This window comes from Williamsia maris (assembly GCF_024171815.1).
In the GTDB taxonomy this organism is placed as follows: domain Bacteria; phylum Actinomycetota; class Actinomycetes; order Mycobacteriales; family Mycobacteriaceae; genus Williamsia_A; species Williamsia_A maris.
Window position 1 is genome coordinate 928,846 of the sequence record NZ_JAMTCJ010000003.1, and the last position, 23,639, is coordinate 952,484.

The window sequence follows — 23,639 nt, forward strand, 5'->3', positions numbered from 1 at the left end:
CGACCGGACGGCTATCCGCCGATCCCGGCGGGATAGATGTCGGCCAGACGCCAGGTGGACCCGACTCTACGCATCACGGCCCACCGCACGATCGGCACCATCGAGGTGGGTGGGGTCGCCGAGTCGACGGTGATCTTCTCGATCGCAAAGACGAGGAGGCGCACCGCATCCGGCACCACCTCGCCGACGCCGACCGCCTGGACCGTGGTCTCGAGCGTCGCCCTGGACTCGACCGCGGAGGGCAGCACCACGTTGGGGCCCTGACTGCGGTAGTCGGCCAGCAGTCGGCCGGTCAGTCGCGGCGCGAGCATCTCCGAGCGTCGTTGTGCCGCCTGCGCGGTGAAGTCGGCGGGTGCGAAGGTGAACAGCGTCCGGAAGGTCGCGGTCGCGGCGGCGGTCACCGCCGGGTCGACGTCGTGGTGGTCGTCGTCGCCGACCCCGACGACAGCGGTCACCGTGGTCGCGACGGTGAGCGCCGCGGCCACAGCGAGCATCCCGACGTCGGCCCGCCCCGGCCGGCGGGGTGACCGGTGGGCGGTCACCGAGTAGAGCAGCGACAGCACCAGCACGACGACGAGCGGCGCGATCGACCACCCGGGCCAGTGCAGCAACGCGGCGACGGAGATCGCGGCGGCGGCGGAGACGATCGCGAGTAGACAGCGCAGAGGGGTCATTGCAGTTGCGCCCGTTCGATCTTCCAGACCCCGTCGGCACGCGTCATGTGCACCAGCAGCACGATGCGCGCATCGCCGGCACCGCCTCCGAGCAGTTGCGGGTTCGTGGCCTCGGCCACCACCAGCACGTCGGCCGACGACCCGGGATCGGGGCCGACGATCCCCGCGGAGATCACCTGGCCCGTTCCCGCGAACGCCTGCGACGCCACCGACGACTCGATGTCGACGCGCGATGCCGTCACCCGTTGGCGGAACTCGCCGGTGCTCACCGCGAGAACGGATTCGACGTACTCGCCCGGGCGGGCCGGGTCGGCGGTGAGTGCGGTGGTGATGCCGTCGCGGGCCGAGCTCAGGACGGCCGCCGCACGATCCGACCCGGCTGCGCCGCCACCGCCGACCGACACCAGGACGATCGTCGCGACGACGAGGGCAGCGGTGACGACCAGACCGACGACGGAGACGACCCGGACCGCCCGACCGACGCGTCGCGCACGGCGCAGGTGGGCCACCTCGGCGGCGGCGTGGGCGGCCGCGTGGACCTCGGTCGCCTCGACGAGCCGTGCGCGCGCCGTGGCCAGTCGGACCGAGGTGGTCGAACCGGTCTGGTCGTCGCTCATCGGATCACGTCCAACGTCGCCACTCTCCACGTACCGTCGACCTTCTCCAGACGGGCGGCGATCACCCGGCCCGACGCGGATTCGTCCGACCCGACCCGTTCGGTCAGGTTGGCCGCGACGACGACATCGGCCGAGTCGGCGGTGACCACGCCGAGCCCTGTTCGCGCGGGAGTGCAGCCCGTGGTCGATCGTGTTCCGTCCGAACCCGCTGCGGCAGAACCCGACCGGAGCCGCGCGCCGAGCTCACCGGTGGCCACCCGCAGGGCGGCCGCGCGGTCGGCATCGGTCCCGGTGCGCAACGTCGTACAGACCAACTCCCCCGAGATCCGGCGGACATCCGCGCGATCGGCCGTCAGCGCACGGTCGGCGCGCAGGTTCGTCACGGCGGTCGAGGCCAGGGCCGCCGAGGCCACCACGACGGCGACGATCACCGCGGCGGCGAGAAGTGGCGGCCCGCCGTTCCGTCTGGACACGACGCCGTATCCGATCGCCGCGATCACGGTCAGCACCATCAGTGATGTCCACCAGCCCGGCCACCCGCGCAGTGCACCGAGTCCGATCACGACCGCGACACCGACCACCGGCGCGCCGATGGCGATCCACGCGTCGAGGATCCGTGCCCGGCGCGTCACGGCAGGAACTCCACGGCGGCGAGTCGTAGCGCCCCGCCGTCCGGTTCGATCTGCACGCGGAGTCGAAACCGCCTGGGCTCGGCGGTGTCCCGAGCCGACGAGTTCGCGGCCACCCGTGTGGTCACCACCGATGTCACGAGCGCGCTGACCGTGTCACCTGTGCGACCGGCGATGGCGACGCCGTCCACGACCCCGGTGGCCACCGTCCCCAGACGTGCGACGAAGGCGCTGTAGGCGCCGGTCGACTGCGCGAACTCGTCGCGGAAGGTGCCGGTCGAGAGTTCGAGGATGCGTTGGGCGCGGTCGGGGTCGCGCGAGTCGGGGGTCAGCAGCAGCCCCACGGTGTCGGTGGCGAACGTGCGGTAGTCGGCGTCGGACCACGTGTCCCGCTGGGCCTGCCGGGCGACGGCGACGGCGGCCACGACGGCGAGGACGACCACCACCGCCACCGCGGCGCCGAACCATCCACGGGCGCCGCCACCGGACCGCGGGTCCTCACCGGTGAGCCGATCGACCTCGTCGCGGGCGCGAGCGAGGTCGCGCCGCGCGGCACGTTCGGCCGCGAACGGGCTCTGCGCCACCGGCCACCTCCACACTCACCCATCGCGCGGTTGCCCGGGAGGGCACCACGGGCGCCATCGTAGATGCCGTGATGGAGATGGTCCGGTTGCGCTGACACCCCGCGCGGCCGGTGGTTTCATTGGGCATTCGCTTCGACGAGGGGACACCCATGTCTGCACGTCCGACCGGCCCGGCGCCACTCAACCCGGCACCGCTGTCCCGGTCGACCCTGCTCCGACGCAAACCGATCCCCACCGGCTGGGCGGTCGAGTCCGACACCGGCCTCAAACGCAACATCACCACGGTGCAGTTGGCGAGTTTCGGCATCGGGTCGACCATCGGCACCGGCATCTTCTTCGTCATGTCGGTCGCCGTGCCCGAGGCGGGTCCGTCGGTGATCATCTCGTTCGTCTTCGCGGGTATCGCCGCCGGGCTGGCGGCCCTCTGTTACGCCGAGATGGCCTCGGCCGTACCGGTCTCGGGCTCGACCTACTCCTACGCCTACGCGACCCTCGGCGAGCTGACCGCGATGGCGGTCGCCGGATGTCTGCTGCTCGAGTACGGGGTGTCGACGGCGGCGGTGTCGGTGGGCTGGAGCGGTTACCTCAACGAGCTGCTCGGGGACCTGAACATCCCGGAGATACCGCATGCGCTGAGCGCCGCCCCGTTCGACTCCGACCCCGGTGTGGTGAACCTCCCCGCCATCATCCTGGTCGCGATGTGCGCGATGCTGCTGATCCGTGGCGCGAGTGAATCCGCGCGAGCGAACACCGTCATGGTGGCCATCAAGCTCGCGGTTCTCACCATGTTCGTGGTCATCGCGTTCACCGCCTTCAACGACGACAACCTCACCCCGTTCTTCACCGACGGCGCACACGGGGTCACCCTGGCGGCGGGCACCATCTTCTTCTCCTTCATCGGTCTCGACACCATCTCCACAGCCGGCGAGGAGGTCAAGGATCCACAACGCACGATGCCCAGGGCACTGCTCGCGGCTCTGGTCATCGTGGTGCTGGTCTATGTACTGGTGGCGTTGGCGGCCGTCGCGGCGCAGCCGACCGAGAACTTCGCGAAGCAGCAGAGTGCCGGTCTGGCCCAGATCCTGACCGACGTCACCGGCGAGACGTGGCCGTCGCTGATCCTGTCGGCGGGCGCGGTCATCTCGATCTTCTCGGTCACCCTGGTGACGCTGTACGGACAGACCCGCATCCTGTTCGCGATGGGTCGCGACGGCATGCTGCCGGAGTTCTTCACCAAGGTGAACCCGCGGACGCTCACCCCGGTCAACAACACCGTCGTCGTGGCGATCGTGGTCGCGATCCTGGCCGGCTTCATCCCGCTGGACTACCTGGCCGACATGGTCTCGGTGGGCACACTGGTCGCGTTCATCGTCGTCAGTCTCGGTGTCATCATCCTGCGCAGGCGGCAACCCGACCTCACGCGTCCCTTCCGCGTCCCGCTCTACCCGGTGACCCCGGTCCTCGCGATCGCCGCATGCGCGTACATCCTCTACGGGCTGCACTGGTACACCTTCGTGTTCTTCGGCATCTGGGTCGGCGCGGTCATCGCGTTCTATCTGCTCTGGGGACGTCACCACTCCGCGTTGAACAAGCCCGGCCCCGACGACGCCGGCCTGGGGACACCGACGACCGAGGCAGCCCCGTGACCGTGGTCGTCGGGTATCGCCCGGGGTTCGGCGGCGAGGAGGCGCTGGAGCTGGGTATCGCCCTCGCCGCGGCGCTGGACCTGCGTCTGGAGATCGTGATCGCTCTCCCCCGGCCCTGGACCACCCCGTCGATGGCCAAGGTCGACGCCGAATTCGCCTCCTACGCGCAACGACTCGGTGACGACTCGGAACAGATCGCGCACGCCGCGCTCGCCCGGCACTCGGTGACCGCACCGGTCGGGATCCACCGCATCACCGAGCGCTCGGTGAGCGTCGCGTTGACCAAGGTCTCGGGTGATCTCGCGGCGCAGTTCCTCGTGATGGGCACCCGTCATCGCACCCGCGGGGGCTTCTCGCTCGGGTCGACGACGAGCCGGATGATCCACTCCAGCGAGATCCCACTCGCTCTGGCACCCCCCGACTACACCGCACCCCCGAACGGACTGACCGGCGTGACGTGCGCCTACTCGGCCACCGCCGACGGCGCGGACGTCGTCGCCGGTGCAACCTCCGTCGCGGCCTCGGCCGGGGTCCGATTGCGGGTGGCCAGCTTCGGGGTGGCGCCCGCGGACATGTATCCGCCCGAGGTCGGGCTCGACGCCGAACGCGGCGTGCTCGCCGCCTGGGTGGACCAGACGAGCGCCGCCCAGTCCGTGCTGCGCACGTCCGGTCTCATCGACCCGTCGGTGTCCACCGTGATCGGGACCGGCGCCGACTACACCGCAGCGCTGGCCGCGATCGATTGGCCCGCGGGCGAGGTCCTGGCCATCGGGACGACACCTCGCAGTCCGGTAAAGCGTGTGTTCCTCGGGTCGACGGCCACCCGGATCCTGGGCGGCGCAACCGTTCCGGTCATCGTCCTCCCGGGCTGAGATACCGTTCCGCGCGTCAGCGACACGGGCTGACGTAGTCGGCGGTGGGCAGGTAACGGGCCCACTCCTCCCGGGTCAGCAGCGCCGTGCCCGACGCACAGACCGACGCCGCGACCCGGTCGGGATCGATCGTCCACGACTGGATGACACCGGCCGCGCCGGTGGCCAGGACCGTGCGGTCGTCGGCACCGAACTGGACGTCGTAGATCCGACCCGGGTACGCCCGCAGCCGCGCGACGGCCGCGGGGTGCCCCCGGCGCGTCACGTCCCACAACCACAGGTCCCCGTCGGCCGCACCGGCCGCGACCAGACGACCGTCACGCGAGAACGCACCGCCGTAGATCGTGCTGCTCGGACCGGTCATCTCGTCGACGACCGCCGGCCGCGTCGGGTCGGAGATGTCGACGACCTTGACCTGCTTGGTCGCGGAGGTGACCACGACCGAGCGCTGGTCGGGACTGAATCGGGCGGCGAGGGCCAGGGTGTCGAACATCTTCTCCCGGAACAGGATGCGCGGTGCCCGCCGGTCACTCAGGTCGAGCAACACGACGTACCCGCGCGGCGTCGTGACGATCGCGCGGGTACCCGCCTCGTCGAGGTTGGTCCATGCGACGCCGTCGCCGATGTCGACGGCCGCGGTCGCGGTGGGGGTGGCCGGGTCGGAGATGTCGACGACCGCGAACCGGTTCGACGACAACGTGCCGGCCACGACCAACTTCGACCGCTCGCTGATGTCCACGGTCTCGGCCAGATCGGGCAGAACCTTGAGCGGCGGACCCGCCAGGACCGGTCGCGCGGGGTCGGAGTAGTCGGCGAGGAACACCTGACCGGTCACCGACCCCGCCACCGCCAGCCGCCCCGAGGCGCCCAACGACAGCGAGGCGAACTTGTCACCGGCCGGCGGCGCCAGCAGCGGGCCGCGCCGGGTGATGTCGGCCCCCTCGTCGATCTGCCACTGCGACAGCGAGCCGTCGGGCGCTGCGTTGCCGCTGATGAAGTCGGTTCCACTCGCGTCGAACGCGAACTGGAACGTGGGATCGACGCCGGCCTGCACGCTCGGATCGCCCGGGCCCCACACCCGCAGATAGCCGTCCTCGGAGAGCGCGGCGACGTCATCGGCGACGAACACCGCCGAGCTCACGACCGCACCGCTCTTGAGCACTCGGTCGGGTTGGTTGCCCCGCAGATCCACCACCCGCGAGGTGTTGTCCGAACTCGCGCCGAGCAGCATTGCACCGTCCGAGCTGAAGTCGACGTCGTTGACGTAGCTCGCGAAGCCGGTCAGGTCACGGGTCAGGACCGGCCGGGCCGGGTCGGCGAGCGAGTACAGCTTGACGTCGCGTGAGTTGATCGCAGCCGCCAGATCACCGGTTGGTGAGAACGTCAGTGCCCGTGCCTCGACGTTGTCCGACCCGGGCAGCGGTATCGACGCGATCCGTTCGATGCGATCGGCGGTCACGCGGTACAGGTCGACACGTTTGCTGCCGCCGCGGGCGGTGGCCAACAGAGAACCGTTGCGCGAGAGAGCGACGGCGGTGCCCTTGCCGGCCACGTCCGCGGGCAGCGCGACCGGTTCCCACCGCGTCGTACCGGGCCTGCCCGTCCCGCCGCCTGCGGTCATCACCTTGCGGAAGGCGAGCGTGCCCGCATTGTCGACCGCTGCGGTCACCAGATCGCCCGCCGGGCCGATCGCCAGGTCACGGATCGTCTCGGAGATGACGGGGGCGTCCTGGATCGGACGGGGCCGGGTGCGATCGCTCAGATCCCAGATCGTCAGCGGCGCCGCGCCGGCGGTGTAGAGGGTCCGCGAATCCGCGCCGAACGCGACCGCGTACAGCGGCAGCTCGCGGTCGGCCCCACCGAACTCGGCGAGCGAGCGCCCGACCCCGCCGGATCCGGATGCGAAGAGTCGGACCCGGTTGTCGGCGTTGACCACGGCGATCATCGACCCGTCCGGCGACCGCGCGATGGATCCGGGCCCCGCCGCGGTGAAGTGACGCACCGGGATCGCCTCCGCGGACGCGTCGAGCACACTCGACCTGGCCTCCATGGTCGGCGAGAGTCGGTACGCCGACATCGCCAACTGCACCGCGAGCGATGGGTCGGTGGCGCGGAGTTCGTCGGCCTGCACGGCGAGCTGCGCGCTCTGCGCGTCCCGACGGAGCTGATCGGTCGCGCGCTCCTGCGACACCGCCTCGGACTGGGCGACGATCGCGACGACGGCCGCGACCAGGGCGACCACCGCGAACACCGTGGCGGCCAGGGCCACCCGACGCAGCTGCCGCACGTGTCGACGCTGCGTGGACTCCCTGCGCTTCTCGCGGTCGACGGCCAGCTCGAGGAAACGCTCCTCGCGCGGACGCAGGCGTGACCCGTTCTCCGGCGCCGCGGCGAACTCGGTGAACGCGGCCAGGCGGCCGCCCAGCGGGAGCAGGTCGGGGCTGCGGTCGCCCTCCTCCCACATCTGCATCGCGGAGTGGAGTCGGCGGTGGATGACGAGGTTCGCGCGGTCCTCGTCGATCCATCCGGCCAGCCGCGGCCACGCCGAGAAGAGCGTCTCGTGGGTGATCTCGGCGTAGGTCTCGGCGACGGTGACCAACCGGGCCCCGGCGAACCGCTCGAGGACCTCCGCGGCCCGCCGCTGACGGACGTCGCGCTTGATGTTCGTGTTGGCCGTGGTGATGAACCCGAGCTCGTCGAGGGCGGCGCGTCGCCGGGTCGCGACCTCGTCGTCGACGTGGCTCATCGACAGCATCTGCCTGCGCGCGACCTGCTTCTCCGCATAGTCGAGCTCGGAGTAGACCTTCTCGGCGGTCTGTTCGACCGCGCCGCGGATCCGTCCGGTGGCGAGGTAGTCCGCGACGAAGAGTCGTCGCTTGTCCGACACCGACCACGTCGAGAGCAGGGCGTGCGAGAGCAACGGCAGCGACCCCGCGTACCCGACGGTGGCGCCCGCCGGCCGCAGATCGGCCAGCAGCAGCTCGACGAGATCGTCGGCGACGTCGAGCCCCGCGGCCCGCGCCGGGCCGACGATGACCTCGCGCAGTCCGACGTCGTCGAGTCCGGGCACGAGGACATGCGCGTTCTGCAGAGCGGTCGCCAGGCGTGGGTTGCCCGCCACCGAGCCGTAGTGGTCGGCGCGGATGGCGAGCACGATCACCAGCTGCTCGACCCGCGCGCCCAGCGACAGCAGCGCGTCGGCGAACGCCATCCGGACCGTGGCCTCGTCGACGAGGGTCCACAGCTCCTCGAGTTGGTCGACGGCGAGGATGACCGGACCGTCCCCCTCAGGCAGTCCCGCGACCGCCTCGGCGACCGCGCCTGCCGGGTCGGCCGACGGGGTCATCAGGGCGTAGCGCCACCCGGCGAACGGCCCTTCCCCGCCGACCTGCGACAGCAGCCCGGCCCGCAGCATCGACGACTTCCCCGCGCCCGACGGACCGACCAGCGTGATGATCGGCGTGCGCTCGTGGCCGGCGACGACGGCGGTCGGCCGCTCGACCTGATCGAGCACCGTGTCGACGAGTCGCTCCACGACGTCCTCGCGTCCGAAGAACCAGTCGGCGTCGTCGACCTGGAACGCCTCGAACCCGCGGTAGGGCGTCGGGGCGACGAGGGACCGGCGGGCGCCGGGCTTGCGGGCGCGGGCGGCCGCGGCCACCCACGCGTCCTGGTCGGCCGGCTCGGTGACCCCGCACACCGCCAGAACCGTCCGGAACACGCTCTCGTTGGCGGCCGTGGGGGCGTGCTTGCCGGTGAACCAGCCCGACAGGGTGCCCGCGATCGCCTGCGCGCGCGACGCCGTCTCACGGATCGACAGACCAGCGTCCTCCCGGATCTCGGTCAGCCCGCGGGCCAGATCCTCACGTGTCCGGACCTCGTCGGGCCTCACCCCACCACCTCTCTGAACTGCACAAACAAACCCGACCGTATGGACCTTCGTATGGACTTGTCAGAAACCGACCTCTCAGCTGGTACTCCGCAGTCTCACCAGAGATTATTGGTCACATCGCACATCTGTGCAGGGAAAAGGGTTCCCGGGAGGAATTTTCATGTCAATCGCTAATCATTTCGCGCTGCCGTCATCGACGACATCGTCTGAACAGATGAACCGGCAGCCGGTCTTGCGGGTGGTGGCCGGGGGGCGGCCCACCCTCTCGGCCCGCGAGGTCGAGGTGCTGCTGGCCTGGCTGGCCGCCGAGTCCAAGGCGCAGGCCGCCGACACACTGTTCATCACCGCGTCGACGGTGAACACCCACCTGACGCGCATCCGCGCGAAGTACACCGCTGCGGGACGCCCGGCACGGTCGAAGGCCAACCTGTTCGCTCGCGCCATCCAGGACGGGTACACCCGGCTCGAGGACTGGTGACCTCGGAGCCGACACCGACGCCGAACTGACGACAACGCCCCCGACCGGACGAACCGGTCGGGGGCGTTGTCGTGTGCGACACGAGACGGGTCAGAGCTTGCCGCTCGGGGTCGGGTTGCCGTTCACCCGCTTGAGGTACTCGGCGCGCGCGGTCGCGTCGTAGCTCATGAACAGCTTGTCCATCCCCGTCATCCGCAGCGACGCCCGCTTCATCGATCGCGGCATGATGCCGGTCGCGTGCACCCAGGACACCGACTTGGGAACGGTGGCGTGCATCTTGTCGCCCTCGATGCTGGCCAGCACCTGCGCGGCCACCTGTGCCGGCGTGACCGTCTGGGTGAACTTGTTGGTCTTGATGCCCGAGATGAGACCGGTCTGGGTGAAGGTCGGGTTGACCGTCTTCACGCGGACCCCGGAATCAGCCAGCTCGGCGTCGGCGGCCTCGGAGAACGCGATCACGCCGGCCTTCGCCCCGTTGTAGATGGTGAGTCCCGGCACGGCGAGCCGTCCCGCGATCGACCCGATGTTGATGACCTGGCCGCCGCCGCGGGCGACCATCCGCTTCGCGGCGAGCTGGGTGCCGATGACGACGCCGAGCAGGTCGATGTCGAAGTTGCGGCGCACGACGTTGATGTCGTAGTTGAGCAGTGGGCCGGTGGGCATGATGCCCGCGTTGTTGATCAGCACGTCGATCGGACCGGCCGATGCCTCGACCTCGTCCAGGAACTTCTCGAACGACGTGGGGTCGGTGACGTCGACCTCGAATCCATCGTGGCCGAGGTCAGCGGTCGCCTTGCCGACGGCGTCGGAGTCGATGTCGCCGATGACGACGGTCGCGCCGCGGTCCTGCAGGGTCTTGGCCGTCTCGAACCCGATGCCGCGGGCGGCGCCGGTGATCGCGATGACCAGTCCGCGCACGTCGGTGGTGGATTTCTTCGTGTTGCGGGGCATGTGGGTACTCCTCTTGGGCGCACGGCGTTCGCCGGGCGATGGTTGGTCGAACGGATGGATTCGGGGTCAGGTCACCGGCGCGGCGGTCACCAGATCATGGGGGCGAGATGCCGTCTCGCGAACTCGCGGACGTACTCCGGTTCCTGTCGTCGCTCGTCGGTGGCCGGCGATTCCAACAGCGAGATCACCAACCGGACGACGATCTCCACCGCCTCGTGCAGCTCCTCGTCGGGGCGGGTGGCCCCGACACTGCGCAGGGCACGAACCGTTCGGGCCGTGACGACGTCGATGAACATCGCCGACACCGACGACGACATGATCGCCTTCATCTCGGCGTCGTCGATGACCAGCCGGTGCATCAGCGGATCCTTCAGGATCATCTGCGCTCCGACCGAGAACGCCTCGGCGATGGCCTCTTTCGGGTCGAGCCCGACGATCGACGCCTCCAGGGTCCGCATACCGTCGAGGTACAGGCTGGTGGCGACGGCGAGGAGCAGCGCCTCCTTGTTCGGAAAACGTCGGTACAGCGTGCTCCGACTGACGCCCGCGCGTTTGGCCACCTCGTCGACCGAGGTGCGCCGCACGCCGACCTCGGTGAACTCGGCGGCGGCGGCGGTGACGATCGCACCCTCCTGATCGGACGGACTGTTGGTGTTCCGCGTCTTGCGCAGCGGTGACGGTTCGCCCACGGACTACAGCCGCCGCAGCGTGACGGGCAGGCCGTCCTTGGGGATCGGCAGCGAGCTGTAGTCCATCGGCAGCTCGTAGTCGGCGGGCACGCTCCAGTCGTAGTTGCGCAGGAGGTGATGCATGATCGTCTTGATCTCCATCTGGCCGAAGTAGAGGCCGATGCACTTGTGCACGCCGCCACCGAACGGGCTCCACGCCATGCGGTGCTTCTTGTCCTCGGCGCGCTCCTTCGAGAAGCGGTCGGGATCGAAGCTCCACGGGTCGGAGTAGACCGACTCGTCATAGTGGTTCCACAGCGCGGTCAGCGTGACCATCGACCCCTTCGGCACGAAGAAGCCCTGGATCTCGGTGTCCTCGACCGCCATTCGCGGGTGCGCGGGCACCGGGGTGCACATGCGCAGCGACTCCTTGAAGATCGCGTCGAGCGCGGGCAGCTTGTTCAGGTCGTCGTAGCTGAGCTCCGGGCCCAGGGCCAGGGACTCCTCACGGGCCTTGGTGAGCCACTCGGGCGACTTGGCCATCCGGTAACACATCTGGGTCATCGAGATGGTCGACGTGTCGTGCGCGGCCATCAGGACGAAGATGAGGTGGTTGACCACGTCCTCGTCGGTGAAGGTCTGGCCCTCCTCGCTCTCCGCGCGGCACAGGACCGAGAACAGGTCGTCGGTCGCCGTGGCCCGCTTGGCCGGGATGTGCGAGTAGAAGAACTCCTCGAGGATCTTGCGGGAGCGGATGCCCTTCCACCAGCGGGTGCCGGGGACGGGCTTGCGGATCACGGCGACGCCGGCCTGCACGGTCTCCAGGAACGCCTTGTTGATGCGGTCGGCCTCGTCCTTGGGCAGCTCGAGACCCAGGAACACCTCCAGCGCGACGTCGAGGGTGAGTGCCTTGAACTCCTTGAACAGCAGGACCTCCCCGGTCGGGAAATCCTGCATGCGCTTGGCGATCATCGGCTGCATCAGGTCCATGTAGGACTTGAGCGCGGCCGTGCTGAACCCCTGCTGGAGGATCAGTCGGTGGCTGCGGTGCTCGTCGAAGTCGAGCAGCATCACGCCGCGGTTGAAGAACGGTCCGATGAGGTAGCTCCAGGCCGGGCCGTTGGCGAAGGCCTTCTTCTTGTTCATCAGGACTTCCTCGGCGGCGGGCGCGCCGGAGGCGACGACCCACTTCTTGCCGAAGGCGCTCATACCCGAGATGCGGCCGAACTCCTCCTCGCGCTTGCGCTGGAATCCGAACGGGTCCTTGCGCATCCCGAGGACCGAACTGATCCCGCTCTTCTTCGAGAACTGGACTTCTTTGAGATCGCTGTCGGCCGGGATCTGTGAGTACGCGGTTGTCATGGCTGTGCACCTCCATTGGAACAGATACCGATAATCGTATCTTTGAGGAGCGTCGCTGTCTACCAGGTCACACTTTCGACGAGGCCGCAGGATGTCCGGCGGCCAACATTCCGTGCACGCGGGCGAGGCGATCGAGCCACCACGCCCGCCGATCGTCGGAGGCGAGCGGGGCGCGCCCGTCCGGCGTGACGGCCCCGGTGAGCAGCGCCCCGTCGACGACCGGGATGGGCGGCGCCACGTCGGCGACGAACAGGTTGCCGGTCCCGAGGCCGCAGTCGAGCGGGGGCGTCGCGAGCGCGGCCGCGGTGGCCACTCCCGCGGAGATCCCGACCGCGGTGTCCAGCGCGCTCGAGATCACCACCCGCAGATCGATCTGTTCGGCCAGGGCCAACACGCGACGCATCCCGCCCAGTGGCGCCACCTTGAGCACCGCGACGTCGGCGGCACCGGCACGCACCACGCGCAGCGGGTCCTCGGCACGCCGGATGCTCTCGTCGGCGGCGATCGGGGTGCTCACCGCGGCACGTACCGCGGCCAGTTCCTCGATGGTCGCGCACGGCTGTTCGGCGTACTCCAACTCCCCCAGCGCCGTCAGCGCCCGGATGGCCTGATCGACCGACCACTTCCCGTTGGCGTCGACGCGGACCGTGGGGACGACCGCCCGCACGGCGTCGATCCGGGCGACCTCGTCGTCGAGCGAGTCACCGGGTTCGGCGACCTTCACCTTCGCCGTTCGCGCACCCGGATACCGCGCGAGGATCTCCGCCACGGCGTCGGCGGGGACGGCGGGAACGGTCGCGTTGACCGCCACGCGATCGCGCAGCGCGGGCGGCGGGCCGGCGAACGCGGCCTCGATGCCGGCGGCCAGCCACCACGCGGCCTCGGCGTCGTCGTACTCGACGAACGCGCCGAACTCGCCCCATCCGTGCGGCCCACGGAAGATCATGGTCTCGCGAACGGTGATGCCGCGGAAGCGTTCACGCATCGGGAGCGCGACGACGACCGCGGTGTCCACGAGTGCACCGAGCGATGGGATCTGCACGGTCCGGCCTCCTGTCATCGGTTGACGCGAGCGTAGCGTTTGAGACGAATGTTAGAGTTCGTCTCAACTGTGGCCTGTACCCGAGGTCTCCACCGCCGAGCTGTCGCGATCACCAGCGAAGGGACGACCTCCGATGACCCAGGACGTCGAGCACGCCTCACCTCCCGACTTCGACGCGCGGATCCGTGAGGCGACCCCCGTACTCAGCGACACCGACACCACCTCACCCGCACGGTCACAGTTGGGTCCGGAGACGCTGACGTGGAAGTTCTACGGGGACATGCGCGGACTGCTCGGGTTCCAACGCCTGGCCGGGACCGAGAACTGCATCGAGCAGCTCGGCCAGGGCGTGCTGGACCACTCGGTCATCTTCGGCGACTTCCTCGGTCGGGCCCGCCGCACCGGGCCGCCGATCATGCGGACGGTGTACCACCGCGATGCCGCGGAGTGGGGTCGCACGGTGCGCGACTTCCACCGTGACATCAAGGGCACGATCAGCGACGGCTCGCGGTACCACGCGTTGAACCCGGAGTTGTTCTACTGGGCGCATGCGACTTTCGTCGATCAGGTGCTCTATGTGACCGACACCTTCATCCGCCGTCTCAGCCATGCCGAGAAGTCGCAGATCTTCGAGGAGAGCAAGATCTGGTACGCGCTGTACGGGATCAGCGCCCGCGATCAGCCGCAGACCTACGACGAGTTCTGCTCGTACTGGGAGTCGATGCTCGAGCGGTTCGTCCCGCACAAGACGATCGTCTACGCGACGGGATACATCCGGAAGGGCGTGCCCGGACCGCGTCGAGTGCCCGCGCCGGTCTGGCGGGTCGTCTCGGCTCCGCTGAACGCGTTCATCCGGACCGTGGTGGTCGGGACGCTGCCGCAGCAGATGCGCGACGTCTGCGACCTCGAGTGGAACGACCGGTTGCAGCGACGGTTCGACCGGTTCGCCGCGTTCATGCGGCTCATCAACCCACTGGTGAACCGGCTGCCGCTCAAGGCGCTCTACACACCGTGGGCGTACGAGGCGTGGCGCGACGCCGGAGTCGATCCACGGCGGCTGCACAACAAGGTCGATCGCTGACCGTTCGACGAACGCGCGCTCTGCGTTCACACGCGCGCCCAGGTTGGCGCGCGTCGGAACGTTCGACGCGCGTTCTTCTAGGCCGAGGTTCGGTACGCTCGGCCCTGCGACTGGCGTAGGTGGTCGACCACCGGGAAGCGCAGCTCGAAGCATCGTCCGCCTGGGTGCTTCATCTCTCGAGATGAAGGACGCACCCATGACAGCGCAGATCTTGGACGGCAGTTCCGTCGCCACGCAGATGCTCGCCTCCCTCCGATCGGCCATCGCTGACTCGGTCCTGCATCCAACGCTTGCAACGGTTCTCGTCGGTGACGATCCGGCGTCGCACACCTACGTAGGTATGAAGACCCGGCGCGCTGCCTCGGTCGGTATCGCGACGCGCGCAGTCACGGTCCCCGCGTCGGCGTCGACGGACGAAGTGGTCCAGGTGGTCGCAGCGCTCGACGCCGACCCCTACGTGCACGGAATCCTCGTGCAACACCCACTCCCGGCACAGGTCGACGAACGACGCGTCTTCGACACCATCGCCGATCGTAAAGACGTCGACGGCGTCACCAGCGCGTCCTTCGCATCGATGTCGTTGAACACCGGCGGCTTTCGAGGCTGCACGCCGGGCGGGATCCTCACCTTGCTCGACCATTTCGAGATCCCGCTGACCGGCCGGCGCGCGGTTGTCGTCGGACGTAGTCCGATCCTCGGTCTCCCGATGGGAATGCTCATGCTGGCACGTGACGCCACAGTCACCTATTGCCATTCCCGCACCTCCGACCTGGCACACCAGATCCGCGACGCCGAGGTCGTGATCGCAGCGGCGGGCTCACCACAACTCGTGAAGGCCGACTGGGTGGCGCGCGACGCGGTTGTCGTCGACGCGGGGTACCACCCCGGAGGGATCGGCGACGTCGAACCGGGCGCGGCAGAACGTGCCGGCTGGATCACCCCGGTGCCCGGAGGCGTCGGGCCGATGACCATTGCGACGCTCCTCACGCACACCGCTCGAGCCGCGGGGGTGGACGTCACGCCCGCAACAGACGCGACATCTCGAGTTCGGTCAGATGCGGGTGTGCCGGGTTCGTCGTCGAACGACCGGTGACCGCGAAAGCGTTGCGCTCGTAGAACCGTCGGGCACGGACATTGGTGGTGGCGACGTGCAGCAGCATTCGCGAGGCCTGGGGCGTCGCCCAATCCGACATGCTCGTGAGAAGCATCCGGGCGACGCCGGTCCGGCGGTGTCGCGGCAGGACGTAGACGCCGTACAACCAGGCATCGTCGCCGCTGACGCCCCCACGCATGGTGCCGGCCCAGGATCCGTCGTCGGCGACGGCGACAAGGCCCAGCGCCCGCTCGCCCTGCATCCGCGACAACCGGTCACGCCAGTCCCGTTCGGTGCAGGATCGCGCGTGGTCCAGGCTCTCGCCGAACGCCTGAGGGGTGTCGGCGAGGCCGGCAAGCCGTAGGTCGCTGTACTGCGCCCAGTCGTCGGAGCGCAGTCGGTGGATCCGCATGGGACGTGACGCTAGATTCCAGCCCGGCTGACGTCGATCGATTTATCGACGCCCTCTACTGCTGACGGAACACGGCCAGTTCGTCGGCCCGCGGATCGACCACGACGGCGTCGGCGCCGAGCGACGCGTCGCCGAACGTGCGCACCGGGCGATTCGTTCCGACGCGGTCCCACCCGGGATCTCCGGTCGTCGCGAACCGGACCCACGTCGAGTGCATCTCGTCGGCCAGTTCCTGGGGCGGCGTGGGGCCGGTCAGCTGCGACGACCCGTTCAGGGTGTCGAAGACGAACGCCAACTCCAGCGCGTGGCAGGCCCGCAGGTCGCGGACCGGGGTCGGCCACGCGAACTCGTACTGCCAGGCCGGCTGGTCCCGGGTCGCGATCGCGTCGACGAGATCGGCTGTGCCGGAGCGGAACGAGTAGTCGGTGAACATGGCACACATGACGTCACCGGGCGACTCGTCGGGCCGGTTGCGTGAGTAGGTGGCGACCGCGTCGGCGCCGACGCCGAGTCGACCGACGATGCCGGGCAGCATCTCGGCGGTGACGACGGCGGCGAGACCGGTCGGGACGAGGAAGAATCGCATCTCTTCCCGCGTCGTGCCCGCGAGCACCTCGACGCCGCGACCGGCGCCGGCCCGGATGGCGTCGATCGGGAGGGCGGGCAGGATGTCGCCGTCGATGGTCGGGAACATGCTCATCACCCCGAGCCCGCGGGCGATGGTGCTCGCGCCCCACCGGCTCGGGTTCGGATCGCCGACGAGGGCCAGGCCGAGCGCGTCCTGCGCCCGCTGGAGTTCTGCCGTGGGCAGGTCGGCGACACCGACGACGGTGGGCGGCAGGCCCAGTGTCTCGGTGAACTCGCTCGCGACGAGTCGGGCGTCACCCAGGTCAGACGCCGACACCGCGTTGCCGCTCTGCACGATCGCCCGGCGGAACAGACCCTCCGCACGGGGCGAGGCGAGCAGCGCGGCGATGCTCATCGCGCCCGCCGATTCGCCGAACACGGTGACCTGGTCGGGATCGCCACCGAAGTCGGCGACGTTGTCGCGCACCCATTCCAGTGCCGCGATCTGATCGCGCAGCCCGCGGTTGTCGGGCGCGCCGGCCAAACTCAGGAACCCGAGTGCGCCGAGGCGGTAGTTGATGCCGACGACCACGACACCGTCGCGGGCGAAGGCGGCGCCGTCATAGGTGGGCAGCCGGTGGGTACCCCGGGTGAACGCTCCGCCATGGATCCACACCATGACGGGGAGTCGGCCGGTACCCGGTTCCGGCGTCCACACCGAGAGGTTCAGCGACTCGTCGCCGTCGACGATCACGCTCGGGAGCAGCTCGGAGCTGGGCGCCGGGTAGGGCCCCTGTGGCGGGGTCGGACCGTGCTCGGTCGCCGGCCGTTCACCCTCCCAGGGCTCGACCGCGCTCGGTGCCGCGAACCGGGCGGCACCGACGAGCGGCCCGGCGTACGGGATGCCGAGGAAGGCGTGCACCACCGAGTCGCCGACGCTGACCCGTCGTCCGCGGACCACACCTGCTCTGGTCGTCACCCGGACTCCGGTCATCGATTCGTCCGCACTCACCGCGTCGTCATTGCTCACCACCTCACCATGCCATGCGAGAGTGACCCGGTGATCGTCGAACATGCGCTGCTGCAGGTGACACCGGGCCGGGGTGAGGAGTTCCGCGCGGCGTTCGCGGAGGCGAAGTCCATCATCGCCGGTATGCCCGGTTTCTCGAATCTGCGTCTGTCGCGGGGCATCGAGAGCCCGGACACCTACCTGCTGCTGGTCGAGTGGCAGACGGTGGCCGACCACACCGAGGGCTTCCGCGGGTCACCGGGGTACCAGCGATGGCGCGCACTGCTCCACCACTTCTACGAGCCGTTCCCCGTCGTCGAGCATTTCGACCCGGTCGACGGGGTGTGAGCCATCAGGCCGAGGGCAGGTACTCCGCGCGCAGTTGCTTCTTGAGCAGCTTGCCCGCCTCGGTCCGCGGCAACTGCGCGACGAAGTCGACGCTGCGGGGACACTTGAACGTGGCGATGTGCGACCGGCAGTGCGCGATGAGTACAGCCGCGAGATCGTCTGTGGCCGAATCGGGATCGACGAGCTGGATCACCGCGCGGACCTCTTCGCCGAGGTCGTCGTGGGGCACGCCGATCACCGCGGCATCGAGGACGGCGGGGTGCTCGATGAGGACGTTCTCGGCTTCCTGCGGGTAGATGTTCACGCCACCGGAGATGATGAGGAACGACGACCGATCGGTCAGGTACAGGTATCCGTCGGCATCGAGACGACCGACGTCACCGACACTGCGCCACCCGTCGGAATTGGTGGTCTCCTGCTCCTTGGTCTGGTCACCGAGGTAGGAGAACGGCGGCGAGTTCTCCGCCCAGATCGCCCCGACCTCGCCCACCGGCAGTTCGACACCCTCGTCGTCGCAGATGTGCAGGGTGCCTATCAGCGACTTGCCGACCGAGCCCGGGTGGGCGAGCCAGTCGTCGGCGCCGATGAAGGTGAACCCGGCCAACTCCGACGACGACCAGTACTCGAAGACGATGGGGCCCCACCAGTCGATCATCGCGCGCTTCACCTCGATCGGGCACGGGGCCGCGGCGTGGACGACACCGGCGAGACTGGACACGTCGAACGACAGTCGTTGCTGCTCGGGAAGTTTCAGCATGCGGACGAACATCGTCGGGACGAACTGACCCGTCTGGACCTTGTACGTCTCGATCGCACGCAACGCCTCGACCGGGTCGAACCGTTCCATGACCACGACCGTGCCGCCGAGGCGCAACGCTCCCATGGACCAGCCGATGGGTGCCGAGTGGTAGAGCGGCGCCGGCGACAGGTAGACCGTTCCCTCCTGCGCGCCGATTCCCCGGAGGAACAGCACGAGGGGGTCGGCCTCCGCCGGTACCGGGTCATCGGCGAGCGGGCGTCGGATTCCCTTGGGACGCCCGGTGGTCCCGGAGGAGTACTGCAGCAGGTCACCTTCGCCGGTGGCCGTCGGGATGGTGGTGTCGGCCGACGCCAGCTCGGTGTCGTAGTCGCGGTACCCGTCGATCGCGCCGAACTGCGCGAGGCGATGTGTCACCGTGGGGACGAGGTCGTCGGTCAGCTGGGACGATGCGTCGAGGTTCGCGCTGGCGACGAGTACCTGTGCGGCACAGTCGTTCACGATGTAGGCGATCTCGTGCGCGGTGAGGTGACGATTCACCGGGGTGAAGTAGAACCCGCCGAGACGGCAGGCCCAGAACACCTCGTGGAAGCGGTGCGAGTTCTCCGACAGCATCGCGACGACGTCGCCGCGCTGCAGCCCGTAGGACGTGAACAGGTTGGCCAGTCGCACCGCGCGGTCGGCGAGCTCGGCGTAGGTGGTCGTGACACCAGAACCGGCCATGACGACGGCGACACGATCCGGATCCGACGCCGCCCAGGTCACGGGGTTGTTGGTCCAGCCGCCGAGCGGGGTTTCGGGGGTGGCAGCGTCAGGTGCGGATTCGTCGGCCATCGGTGTCGGGGCTCCTTTGCCACAGTCGAGTCGTTGGAACAAATGTCAATATATGTCCCAACTGCTCAGTAGTCCAGAGCGATCGCTCGGTTGTCTATGCGGTGGTCACCCCGAAACGCTTCTCGAAGCCGTCGGGGATGATGATGTCGTCGCGAGAGAGTTCGTGGATGCTTTTGCGGCCCAATCCCATCAGGGCGGAGTCGATGCCGCCGCGCAGGATGTCGAGGACGTTCTCGACGCCGGCCTGTCCGTTCGCGGCGAGTCCCCAGAGGTAGGCACGGCCGATCATGACGGCGTCGGCGCCGAGGGCGAGGGCTTTGACGACGTCGCTGCCGCGGCGGATGCCGCCGTCGAGCAGGACCTGCATGTCGGTGCCGACGGCGTCGGCGATCGGACCGAGCATCCGGATCGTGGCCGGGGTGCCGTCGAGGTTGTTGCCGCCGTGGTTCGACACCGACAGCGCGGTGGCCCCGATGTCCCGGGCACGTTTGGCGTCGTCGAGGCGCGTGATGCCCTTGACCATGAACGGTCCTCCCCACTGTTCGCGGAGCCAGGCGAGGTCCTCCCAGGACGGTGGCGCGGTCTGCATCCACTGCCCGTAGGCCCCGAAGAACGTCGGCCCGGTCTGTCCCTTGTCGACGACGTTGGGGGCCGTGAGGTCGGGGATGATGGGCTTGCCCTTGTTGAACCAGTCCCACGCGTAGCGCGGCTTGACCGCGATCTCCGGGGCCAGCTTGAGCAGCGCCTTGAGGTCGACCTTCTCCGGGATCTCCGGGCTGCCCCAATCGCGACCCATCGAGAACGACCAGTCGGTCGTCACGATGAGTCCCTTCGCACCCGCAGCTCGAGCACGCTCGGCACGTTTGAGGATGTCCTCGCGGGAGTTGAGCCAGTAGATCTGGAAGAACGTCTGCGGGTTCGCGGCCGCGACATCCTCGACCGGCTTGGACGCAAAGCTGCTCAACCCCATGGCCGTTCCGCGTGCCGCGGAAGCACGGGCGACCGCGACCTCACCGTCCTTGTCGACGGCCTGGACCCCGGTCGGCGAGATCATCACCGGAAGCGAGATCTCCTGGCCCATGATCGACGTCGACAGCTCCCGCTCGGCATGCGCGCCCACGACGTGCGGTGCGAAGCCGATCTCACCGAACGCCTCGACGTTGTCCTGCAGCGTGATGCCTTTCTCGCTGCCGGCGACAAGTGCGGAGTACACAGATCTGGGCAGGCGTTTCTTCGCCCGACGCTGCGCTTCGAGGACAGTCTCGAACCAGGGGTTGGCCATGGGGGTTCAACTACTTTCGTGAGGGATCAGATGTCGACGCGGCGGGCGTCAGACGGGGGCGAACCCTGCGAGGGGGTTCTCGTCGCAGTCACGCGACGGGGGCCGTGTCATCAAGGTCAGGGGCACGCCGCGGGAGTGGTCCTTGTTGGCCGTCGGTGCGGTGCGCTCGCCGGCGAGCAAAGCCTCGCCGAAACCCTGCACGCATTCGGGGTCGGGACCCGCCAGTGGCAGTCCGGTGAAGAACTTCGCCGCCATGCAGCCACCGCGGCAGGCATCGAAGTGCGCACACTTGGTGCACGCGCCCGCGTTCTGCGGCTCACGGAGCTCGAGGAACAGCTCCGACTGCTGCCAGATGGTCTGAAAACCGCCGTCGGACTGGATGTTCCCGGCGAGGAAGTTCTCGTGGATCGCGAACGGGCACGCATACACGTCACCGATCGGATCGATCAGACACACGACGCGGCCCGCGCCACACAGGTTGAGGCCGGGGAGCCCACCCGAACCCGGCTCCGCGAACGCCGCGAGGTGGAAGAACGAGTCACCGGTCAGCACACCCTCACCGTTCGCGACGAGCCAGTCGTAGAGCTCGCGCTGTTGTCCTGGCAGTGGATGCAGGTCATCCCACACATCCGCGCCGCGTCCCGACGGACGCAGACGCGTGATGCGCAGCGTCGCACCGAAGTTGTCGGCCAGCGCCTTGAACTCGTCGAGTTGGGACACGTTGTGACGGGTCACCACCACTGAGATCTTCGCGTCGGCAAACCCCGCATCCGCAAGGTTCTGCAACGCTTTGATCGCCATGTCGAACGAACCCGGCCCGCGCACAGCGTCGTTGACCTCCGCGGTGGCACCGTCGAGGGAGATCTGCACATCCACGTAGTCCGACGCCGCCAACCGCTGGGCGACCGCTTTGTCGATCTTCAACCCGTTGGTGGAGAACTTCACCCCCACCTGATGGCTCGTGGCGTAATCGACCAGCTCCCAGAAGTCCGGACGCACCGTCGGCTCACCACCACCGATGTTCACATAGAACACCTGCATCCGCTGCAACTCATCGATGATCGCCTTGCACTGCGCGGTGTCGAGCTCGCGCGGGTCACGCTTACCCGACGACGACAGGCAGTGCACACACGACAGATTGCAGGCGTACGTCAACTCCCACGTCAAACAGATCGGGGCATCGAGCCCCTTCTCGAACTGATCGACGAGACGGCCCACCGCCGGCGGCGGAGACGAGGCGGGACGGTCGAGCGTGGTGGTCATGCGGACTCCTACGGTGCCGGGGTGGGGACGATGGTCTCCGAGCGCGCCAGCGACCGCAGCGCGTCGAGATACATCGGTTGGTCGGCCGCGCCGATGCCGGAGGCGTCCAACGCGGCGTGTGCGCTGGGGTGGTCGGCGAGGGAGCGGACCAGATCGACGACGATCAGGTTCTTGAGGAACGACAGCTTGCGCGTCCCGAAGTGATACAGCAGGGCACCGAACGGTTCCGGGCGCAGGGCCACGCTCGGGTTGAGCACCCACGCGGCCGAAGCGTCGAACACCCTCGGACCATCCGTGGCACCAGTGGTGTCCGACGTCTCGGCCGTGTCGACGCTCATGTCAGTAGACGCCGCACATACCGTCGATCGAGACCTCTTCGACAAGGCTCTCGGTGACCAGCTCGGCAGAATCGCCGACGGGCGCGGTGACGTCGGTGGACGGGGTGGAGGTGTTCTCGGCCATGATGGTCCTCTCGATCGGGCTGTGATGTGCGCTCAGACTAGGAGCGTTCGATCGGCCTGCGGGTCCGTCCGGGCACCGAACCCACCGTTCGGAACGCCGACCCACCCGATCGGGTAGGTGACCCACCCGCCACCAGGCCGCGATCGACCATCGAGCCGGTCGGACTCCGTCCGGACCCGCGCACTCGACGGGACGGTGAACCTACCGTCGGTAGAACGGCTGGAGCGCAACAGCTCAGGCTCTTCACAGAAGTGAGACGGACGTGACGCTCACCGCACCCCCGGTCGCTCGTCGGCTCGACTCCTTCGCCCCGACACCGCCCGGCGTCTGGGACCGTGGCGCCGTCCACGTTCGTCGCGACCGCGGCCGGCGCACCGGATCGATCGACGCGCGACGCCACGGGGACGACATCCTGCTGCGGCACAACCTGACCGGAGCCCATCTGTCAGACAGCCTGGTCGGCCGCACCACATCGGCGATCGCGGATGCGGGCGGCGGACGGGCCGAGTTCGAGGTCGCGATGGTGGGGTTGGTCCGGACCACCATCGACGATCCGGGCGAGGCCTGGACGGCGTTCTACCGCAACTCGCTGGACGAGTTGCTCAGCGGCGCCGCCCCGTTCGCCCCCATCCACGAACGCGCCATCGCGACCGTGGTCGGATCGGTGCTCGACCTCGGCTCGTGCTTCGGCTTCTTCCCCCTGCGCATGGCGGCCGCCGATCCGACCCGAAGGGTGGTCGCCACCGATCTGCACGCTGACACCATGGCTCTGCTCGACGCCGTCGCCCCGCGTCTGGGCGTCACGATCGAGACCGTCCCGTGCGACGCCGCGTCGCTCCCGTTCCCGGACAGGTCGTTCGACACCGTCACCGCGCTGCATCTGCTCGAGCACGTGGACCGCGCGACGGGGCGCCGCGTGCTCGCCGAGGCGTGTCGCGTCGCCCGGCAGCGGGTCATCGTCGCGGTCCCCTACGAGACCGAACCCGCCGCCTGCCACGGACACGTGCGGTGCTTCGACCGCTCCGAGCTGCACTGTGCCGGTCTCGAACTCGGCCACGACTTCCTCGTCACCGACCACCACGGCGGGTGGCTCACGATCGACGTGGGGTGAGCCGA

The 23,639-nt window shown here is 68.9% G+C and carries 23 protein-coding genes and 1 riboswitch; of the genes, 7 read left to right on the forward strand and 16 right to left on the reverse strand.

What is annotated here, in order from left to right; all coding sequences use genetic code 11:
* Nucleotides 1–11: 11 nt before the first annotated feature.
* The 4 genes from LX13_RS17525 to LX13_RS17540 are packed head-to-tail and all read right to left on the reverse strand — an operon-like array spanning nt 12 to nt 2,504.
* Entirely contained in the window at nt 12–674 is a 663-nt protein-coding gene (locus tag LX13_RS17525; protein ID WP_253662546.1) for a hypothetical protein, read from the reverse strand.
* On the reverse strand, nt 671–1,291 hold the full coding sequence (locus tag LX13_RS17530; protein ID WP_253662547.1) for an Rv1363c family protein: 621 nt from the start codon (nt 1,289–1,291) through the stop codon (nt 671–673). Before LX13_RS17530 ends, LX13_RS17525 begins: the two co-directional genes overlap by 4 nt.
* Nucleotides 1,288–1,923, reverse strand: a complete 636-nt coding sequence (locus tag LX13_RS17535; RefSeq protein ID WP_253662548.1) for a hypothetical protein — start codon at nt 1,921–1,923, stop codon at nt 1,288–1,290. Before LX13_RS17535 ends, LX13_RS17530 begins: the two co-directional genes overlap by 4 nt.
* Nucleotides 1,920–2,504, reverse strand: a complete 585-nt coding sequence (locus LX13_RS17540; protein ID WP_253662549.1) for an Rv1363c family protein — start codon at nt 2,502–2,504, stop codon at nt 1,920–1,922. The genes LX13_RS17535 and LX13_RS17540 overlap by 4 nt, the downstream gene beginning before the upstream one ends.
* A 149-nt stretch (nt 2,505–2,653) precedes the next feature.
* Here LX13_RS17540 and LX13_RS17545 point away from each other — a divergent pair, with 149 nt between their 5' ends.
* Nucleotides 2,654–4,150, forward strand: coding sequence for an amino acid permease (locus LX13_RS17545; protein WP_253662550.1), 1,497 nt, complete (start codon nt 2,654–2,656; stop codon nt 4,148–4,150).
* Nucleotides 4,147–5,022 (forward strand): universal stress protein, encoded by an 876-nt coding sequence (locus LX13_RS17550; RefSeq protein ID WP_253662551.1) that lies wholly within the window; start codon nt 4,147–4,149, stop codon nt 5,020–5,022. The genes LX13_RS17545 and LX13_RS17550 overlap by 4 nt, the downstream gene beginning before the upstream one ends.
* Nucleotides 5,023–5,038: 16 nt before the next feature.
* Here LX13_RS17550 and LX13_RS17555 read toward each other — a convergent pair whose 3' ends face one another.
* Nucleotides 5,039–8,914 (reverse strand): nSTAND1 domain-containing NTPase, encoded by a 3,876-nt coding sequence (locus tag LX13_RS17555; protein ID WP_253662552.1) that lies wholly within the window; start codon nt 8,912–8,914, stop codon nt 5,039–5,041.
* 214 nt (nt 8,915–9,128) lie between these two features.
* Between LX13_RS17555 and LX13_RS17560 the strand changes: the two genes are divergently transcribed.
* Complete coding sequence (locus LX13_RS17560) at nt 9,129–9,392, forward strand: LuxR C-terminal-related transcriptional regulator (RefSeq protein ID WP_253662553.1); 264 nt, start codon at nt 9,129–9,131, stop codon at nt 9,390–9,392.
* Between the two features lie 90 nt (nt 9,393–9,482).
* On the opposite strand, the gene LX13_RS17565 is transcribed toward LX13_RS17560, so the two are convergent.
* From LX13_RS17565 to LX13_RS17580, 4 genes are all read right to left on the reverse strand, one after another.
* Complete coding sequence (locus LX13_RS17565) at nt 9,483–10,343, reverse strand: SDR family oxidoreductase (RefSeq protein ID WP_253662554.1); 861 nt, start codon at nt 10,341–10,343, stop codon at nt 9,483–9,485.
* Between the two features lie 86 nt (nt 10,344–10,429).
* A complete protein-coding gene (locus LX13_RS17570; protein WP_253662555.1) occupies nt 10,430–11,032 on the reverse strand; it encodes a TetR/AcrR family transcriptional regulator in 603 nt (200 codons plus the stop codon).
* A 3-nt stretch (nt 11,033–11,035) separates the two neighbouring features.
* Nucleotides 11,036–12,373, reverse strand: a complete 1,338-nt coding sequence (locus LX13_RS17575) for a cytochrome P450 (RefSeq protein WP_253662556.1) — start codon at nt 12,371–12,373, stop codon at nt 11,036–11,038.
* 67 nt (nt 12,374–12,440) lie between these two features.
* Nucleotides 12,441–13,433, reverse strand: coding sequence for an o-succinylbenzoate synthase (locus LX13_RS17580; RefSeq protein ID WP_253662557.1), 993 nt, complete (start codon nt 13,431–13,433; stop codon nt 12,441–12,443).
* A gap of 115 nt (nt 13,434–13,548) precedes the next feature.
* On the opposite strand from LX13_RS17580, the gene LX13_RS17585 reads away from it, so the two are divergent.
* Entirely contained in the window at nt 13,549–14,496 is a 948-nt protein-coding gene (locus LX13_RS17585; protein ID WP_253662558.1) for an oxygenase MpaB family protein, read from the forward strand.
* 96 nt (nt 14,497–14,592) lie between these two features.
* A riboswitch (ZMP/ZTP riboswitch) is annotated at nt 14,593–14,669 on the forward strand.
* 23 nt (nt 14,670–14,692) lie between these two features.
* Nucleotides 14,693–15,589 (forward strand): bifunctional 5,10-methylenetetrahydrofolate dehydrogenase/5,10-methenyltetrahydrofolate cyclohydrolase, encoded by an 897-nt coding sequence (locus LX13_RS17590; protein ID WP_253662559.1) that lies wholly within the window; start codon nt 14,693–14,695, stop codon nt 15,587–15,589.
* Here the strand turns inward: LX13_RS17590 and LX13_RS17595 are convergent.
* Nucleotides 15,513–16,001, reverse strand: a complete 489-nt coding sequence (locus LX13_RS17595; RefSeq protein WP_253662560.1) for a GNAT family N-acetyltransferase — start codon at nt 15,999–16,001, stop codon at nt 15,513–15,515. The genes LX13_RS17590 and LX13_RS17595 overlap by 77 nt on opposite strands.
* A 55-nt stretch (nt 16,002–16,056) precedes the next feature.
* Entirely contained in the window at nt 16,057–17,562 is a 1,506-nt protein-coding gene (locus tag LX13_RS17600; RefSeq protein WP_253662815.1) for a carboxylesterase/lipase family protein, read from the reverse strand.
* 66 nt (nt 17,563–17,628) lie between these two features.
* Here LX13_RS17600 and LX13_RS17605 point away from each other — a divergent pair, with 66 nt between their 5' ends.
* Nucleotides 17,629–17,925: an antibiotic biosynthesis monooxygenase family protein gene (locus LX13_RS17605; RefSeq protein WP_253662561.1), complete on the forward strand. Its 297-nt coding sequence runs from the start codon at nt 17,629–17,631 to the stop codon at nt 17,923–17,925.
* A gap of 4 nt (nt 17,926–17,929) precedes the next feature.
* Here LX13_RS17605 and LX13_RS17610 read toward each other — a convergent pair whose 3' ends face one another.
* From LX13_RS17610 to mftA, 5 genes are all read right to left on the reverse strand, one after another.
* A complete protein-coding gene (locus LX13_RS17610) occupies nt 17,930–19,516 on the reverse strand; it encodes an acyl-CoA synthetase (protein ID WP_301301295.1) in 1,587 nt (528 codons plus the stop codon).
* Between the two features lie 94 nt (nt 19,517–19,610).
* A complete protein-coding gene (gene mftD, locus LX13_RS17615; protein WP_253662562.1) occupies nt 19,611–20,798 on the reverse strand; it encodes a pre-mycofactocin synthase MftD in 1,188 nt (395 codons plus the stop codon).
* Nucleotides 20,799–20,846: 48 nt separating this feature from the next.
* Nucleotides 20,847–22,061 (reverse strand): mycofactocin radical SAM maturase, encoded by a 1,215-nt coding sequence (gene mftC, locus LX13_RS17620; RefSeq protein WP_253662563.1) that lies wholly within the window; start codon nt 22,059–22,061, stop codon nt 20,847–20,849.
* Between the two features lie 8 nt (nt 22,062–22,069).
* Nucleotides 22,070–22,399 carry a mycofactocin biosynthesis chaperone MftB gene (gene mftB / locus LX13_RS17625; protein WP_253662564.1) on the reverse strand — a complete coding sequence of 110 codons (330 nt, stop codon included), beginning with the start codon at nt 22,397–22,399 and terminating at the stop codon, nt 22,070–22,072.
* 1 nt (nt 22,400) lies between these two features.
* Nucleotides 22,401–22,523 carry a mycofactocin precursor MftA gene (gene mftA / locus LX13_RS17630; RefSeq protein WP_253662542.1) on the reverse strand — a complete coding sequence of 41 codons (123 nt, stop codon included), beginning with the start codon at nt 22,521–22,523 and terminating at the stop codon, nt 22,401–22,403.
* Nucleotides 22,524–22,785: 262 nt separating this feature from the next.
* On the opposite strand from mftA, the gene mftM reads away from it, so the two are divergent.
* Nucleotides 22,786–23,634: a mycofactocin oligosaccharide methyltransferase MftM gene (mftM, locus tag LX13_RS17635; protein ID WP_253662565.1), complete on the forward strand. Its 849-nt coding sequence runs from the start codon at nt 22,786–22,788 to the stop codon at nt 23,632–23,634.
* The last annotated feature ends 5 nt before the right edge of the window (nt 23,635–23,639 follow it).

Bases quoted from the DNA above. Each gene is read 5' to 3' on its own strand.
- mftB (WP_253662564.1), bottom strand. From the start codon at position 22,399: ATGAGCGTCGACACGGCCGAGACGTCGGACACCACTGGTGCCACGGAT.
- LX13_RS17565 (WP_253662554.1), bottom strand. From the start codon at position 10,343: ATGCCCCGCAACACGAAGAAATCCACCACCGACGTGCGCGGACTGGTC.
- LX13_RS17560 (WP_253662553.1), top strand. From the start codon at position 9,129: ATGAACCGGCAGCCGGTCTTGCGGGTGGTGGCCGGGGGGCGGCCCACC.
- LX13_RS17590 (WP_253662559.1), top strand. From the start codon at position 14,693: ATGACAGCGCAGATCTTGGACGGCAGTTCCGTCGCCACGCAGATGCTC.
- mftD (WP_253662562.1), bottom strand. From the start codon at position 20,798: ATGGCCAACCCCTGGTTCGAGACTGTCCTCGAAGCGCAGCGTCGGGCG.
- mftC (WP_253662563.1), bottom strand. From the start codon at position 22,061: ATGACCACCACGCTCGACCGTCCCGCCTCGTCTCCGCCGCCGGCGGTG.
- LX13_RS17595 (WP_253662560.1), bottom strand. From the start codon at position 16,001: ATGCGGATCCACCGACTGCGCTCCGACGACTGGGCGCAGTACAGCGAC.
- LX13_RS17575 (WP_253662556.1), bottom strand. From the start codon at position 12,373: ATGACAACCGCGTACTCACAGATCCCGGCCGACAGCGATCTCAAAGAA.
- LX13_RS17600 (WP_253662815.1), bottom strand. From the start codon at position 17,562: ATGACCGGAGTCCGGGTGACGACCAGAGCAGGTGTGGTCCGCGGACGA.
- LX13_RS17580 (WP_253662557.1), bottom strand. From the start codon at position 13,433: ATGACAGGAGGCCGGACCGTGCAGATCCCATCGCTCGGTGCACTCGTG.
- LX13_RS17610 (WP_301301295.1), bottom strand. From the start codon at position 19,516: ATGGCCGACGAATCCGCACCTGACGCTGCCACCCCCGAAACCCCGCTC.
- mftA (WP_253662542.1), bottom strand. From the start codon at position 22,523: ATGGCCGAGAACACCTCCACCCCGTCCACCGACGTCACCGCGCCCGTC.
- LX13_RS17525 (WP_253662546.1), bottom strand. From the start codon at position 674: ATGACCCCTCTGCGCTGTCTACTCGCGATCGTCTCCGCCGCCGCCGCG.
- LX13_RS17530 (WP_253662547.1), bottom strand. From the start codon at position 1,291: ATGAGCGACGACCAGACCGGTTCGACCACCTCGGTCCGACTGGCCACG.
- LX13_RS17585 (WP_253662558.1), top strand. From the start codon at position 13,549: ATGACCCAGGACGTCGAGCACGCCTCACCTCCCGACTTCGACGCGCGG.
- LX13_RS17545 (WP_253662550.1), top strand. From the start codon at position 2,654: ATGTCTGCACGTCCGACCGGCCCGGCGCCACTCAACCCGGCACCGCTG.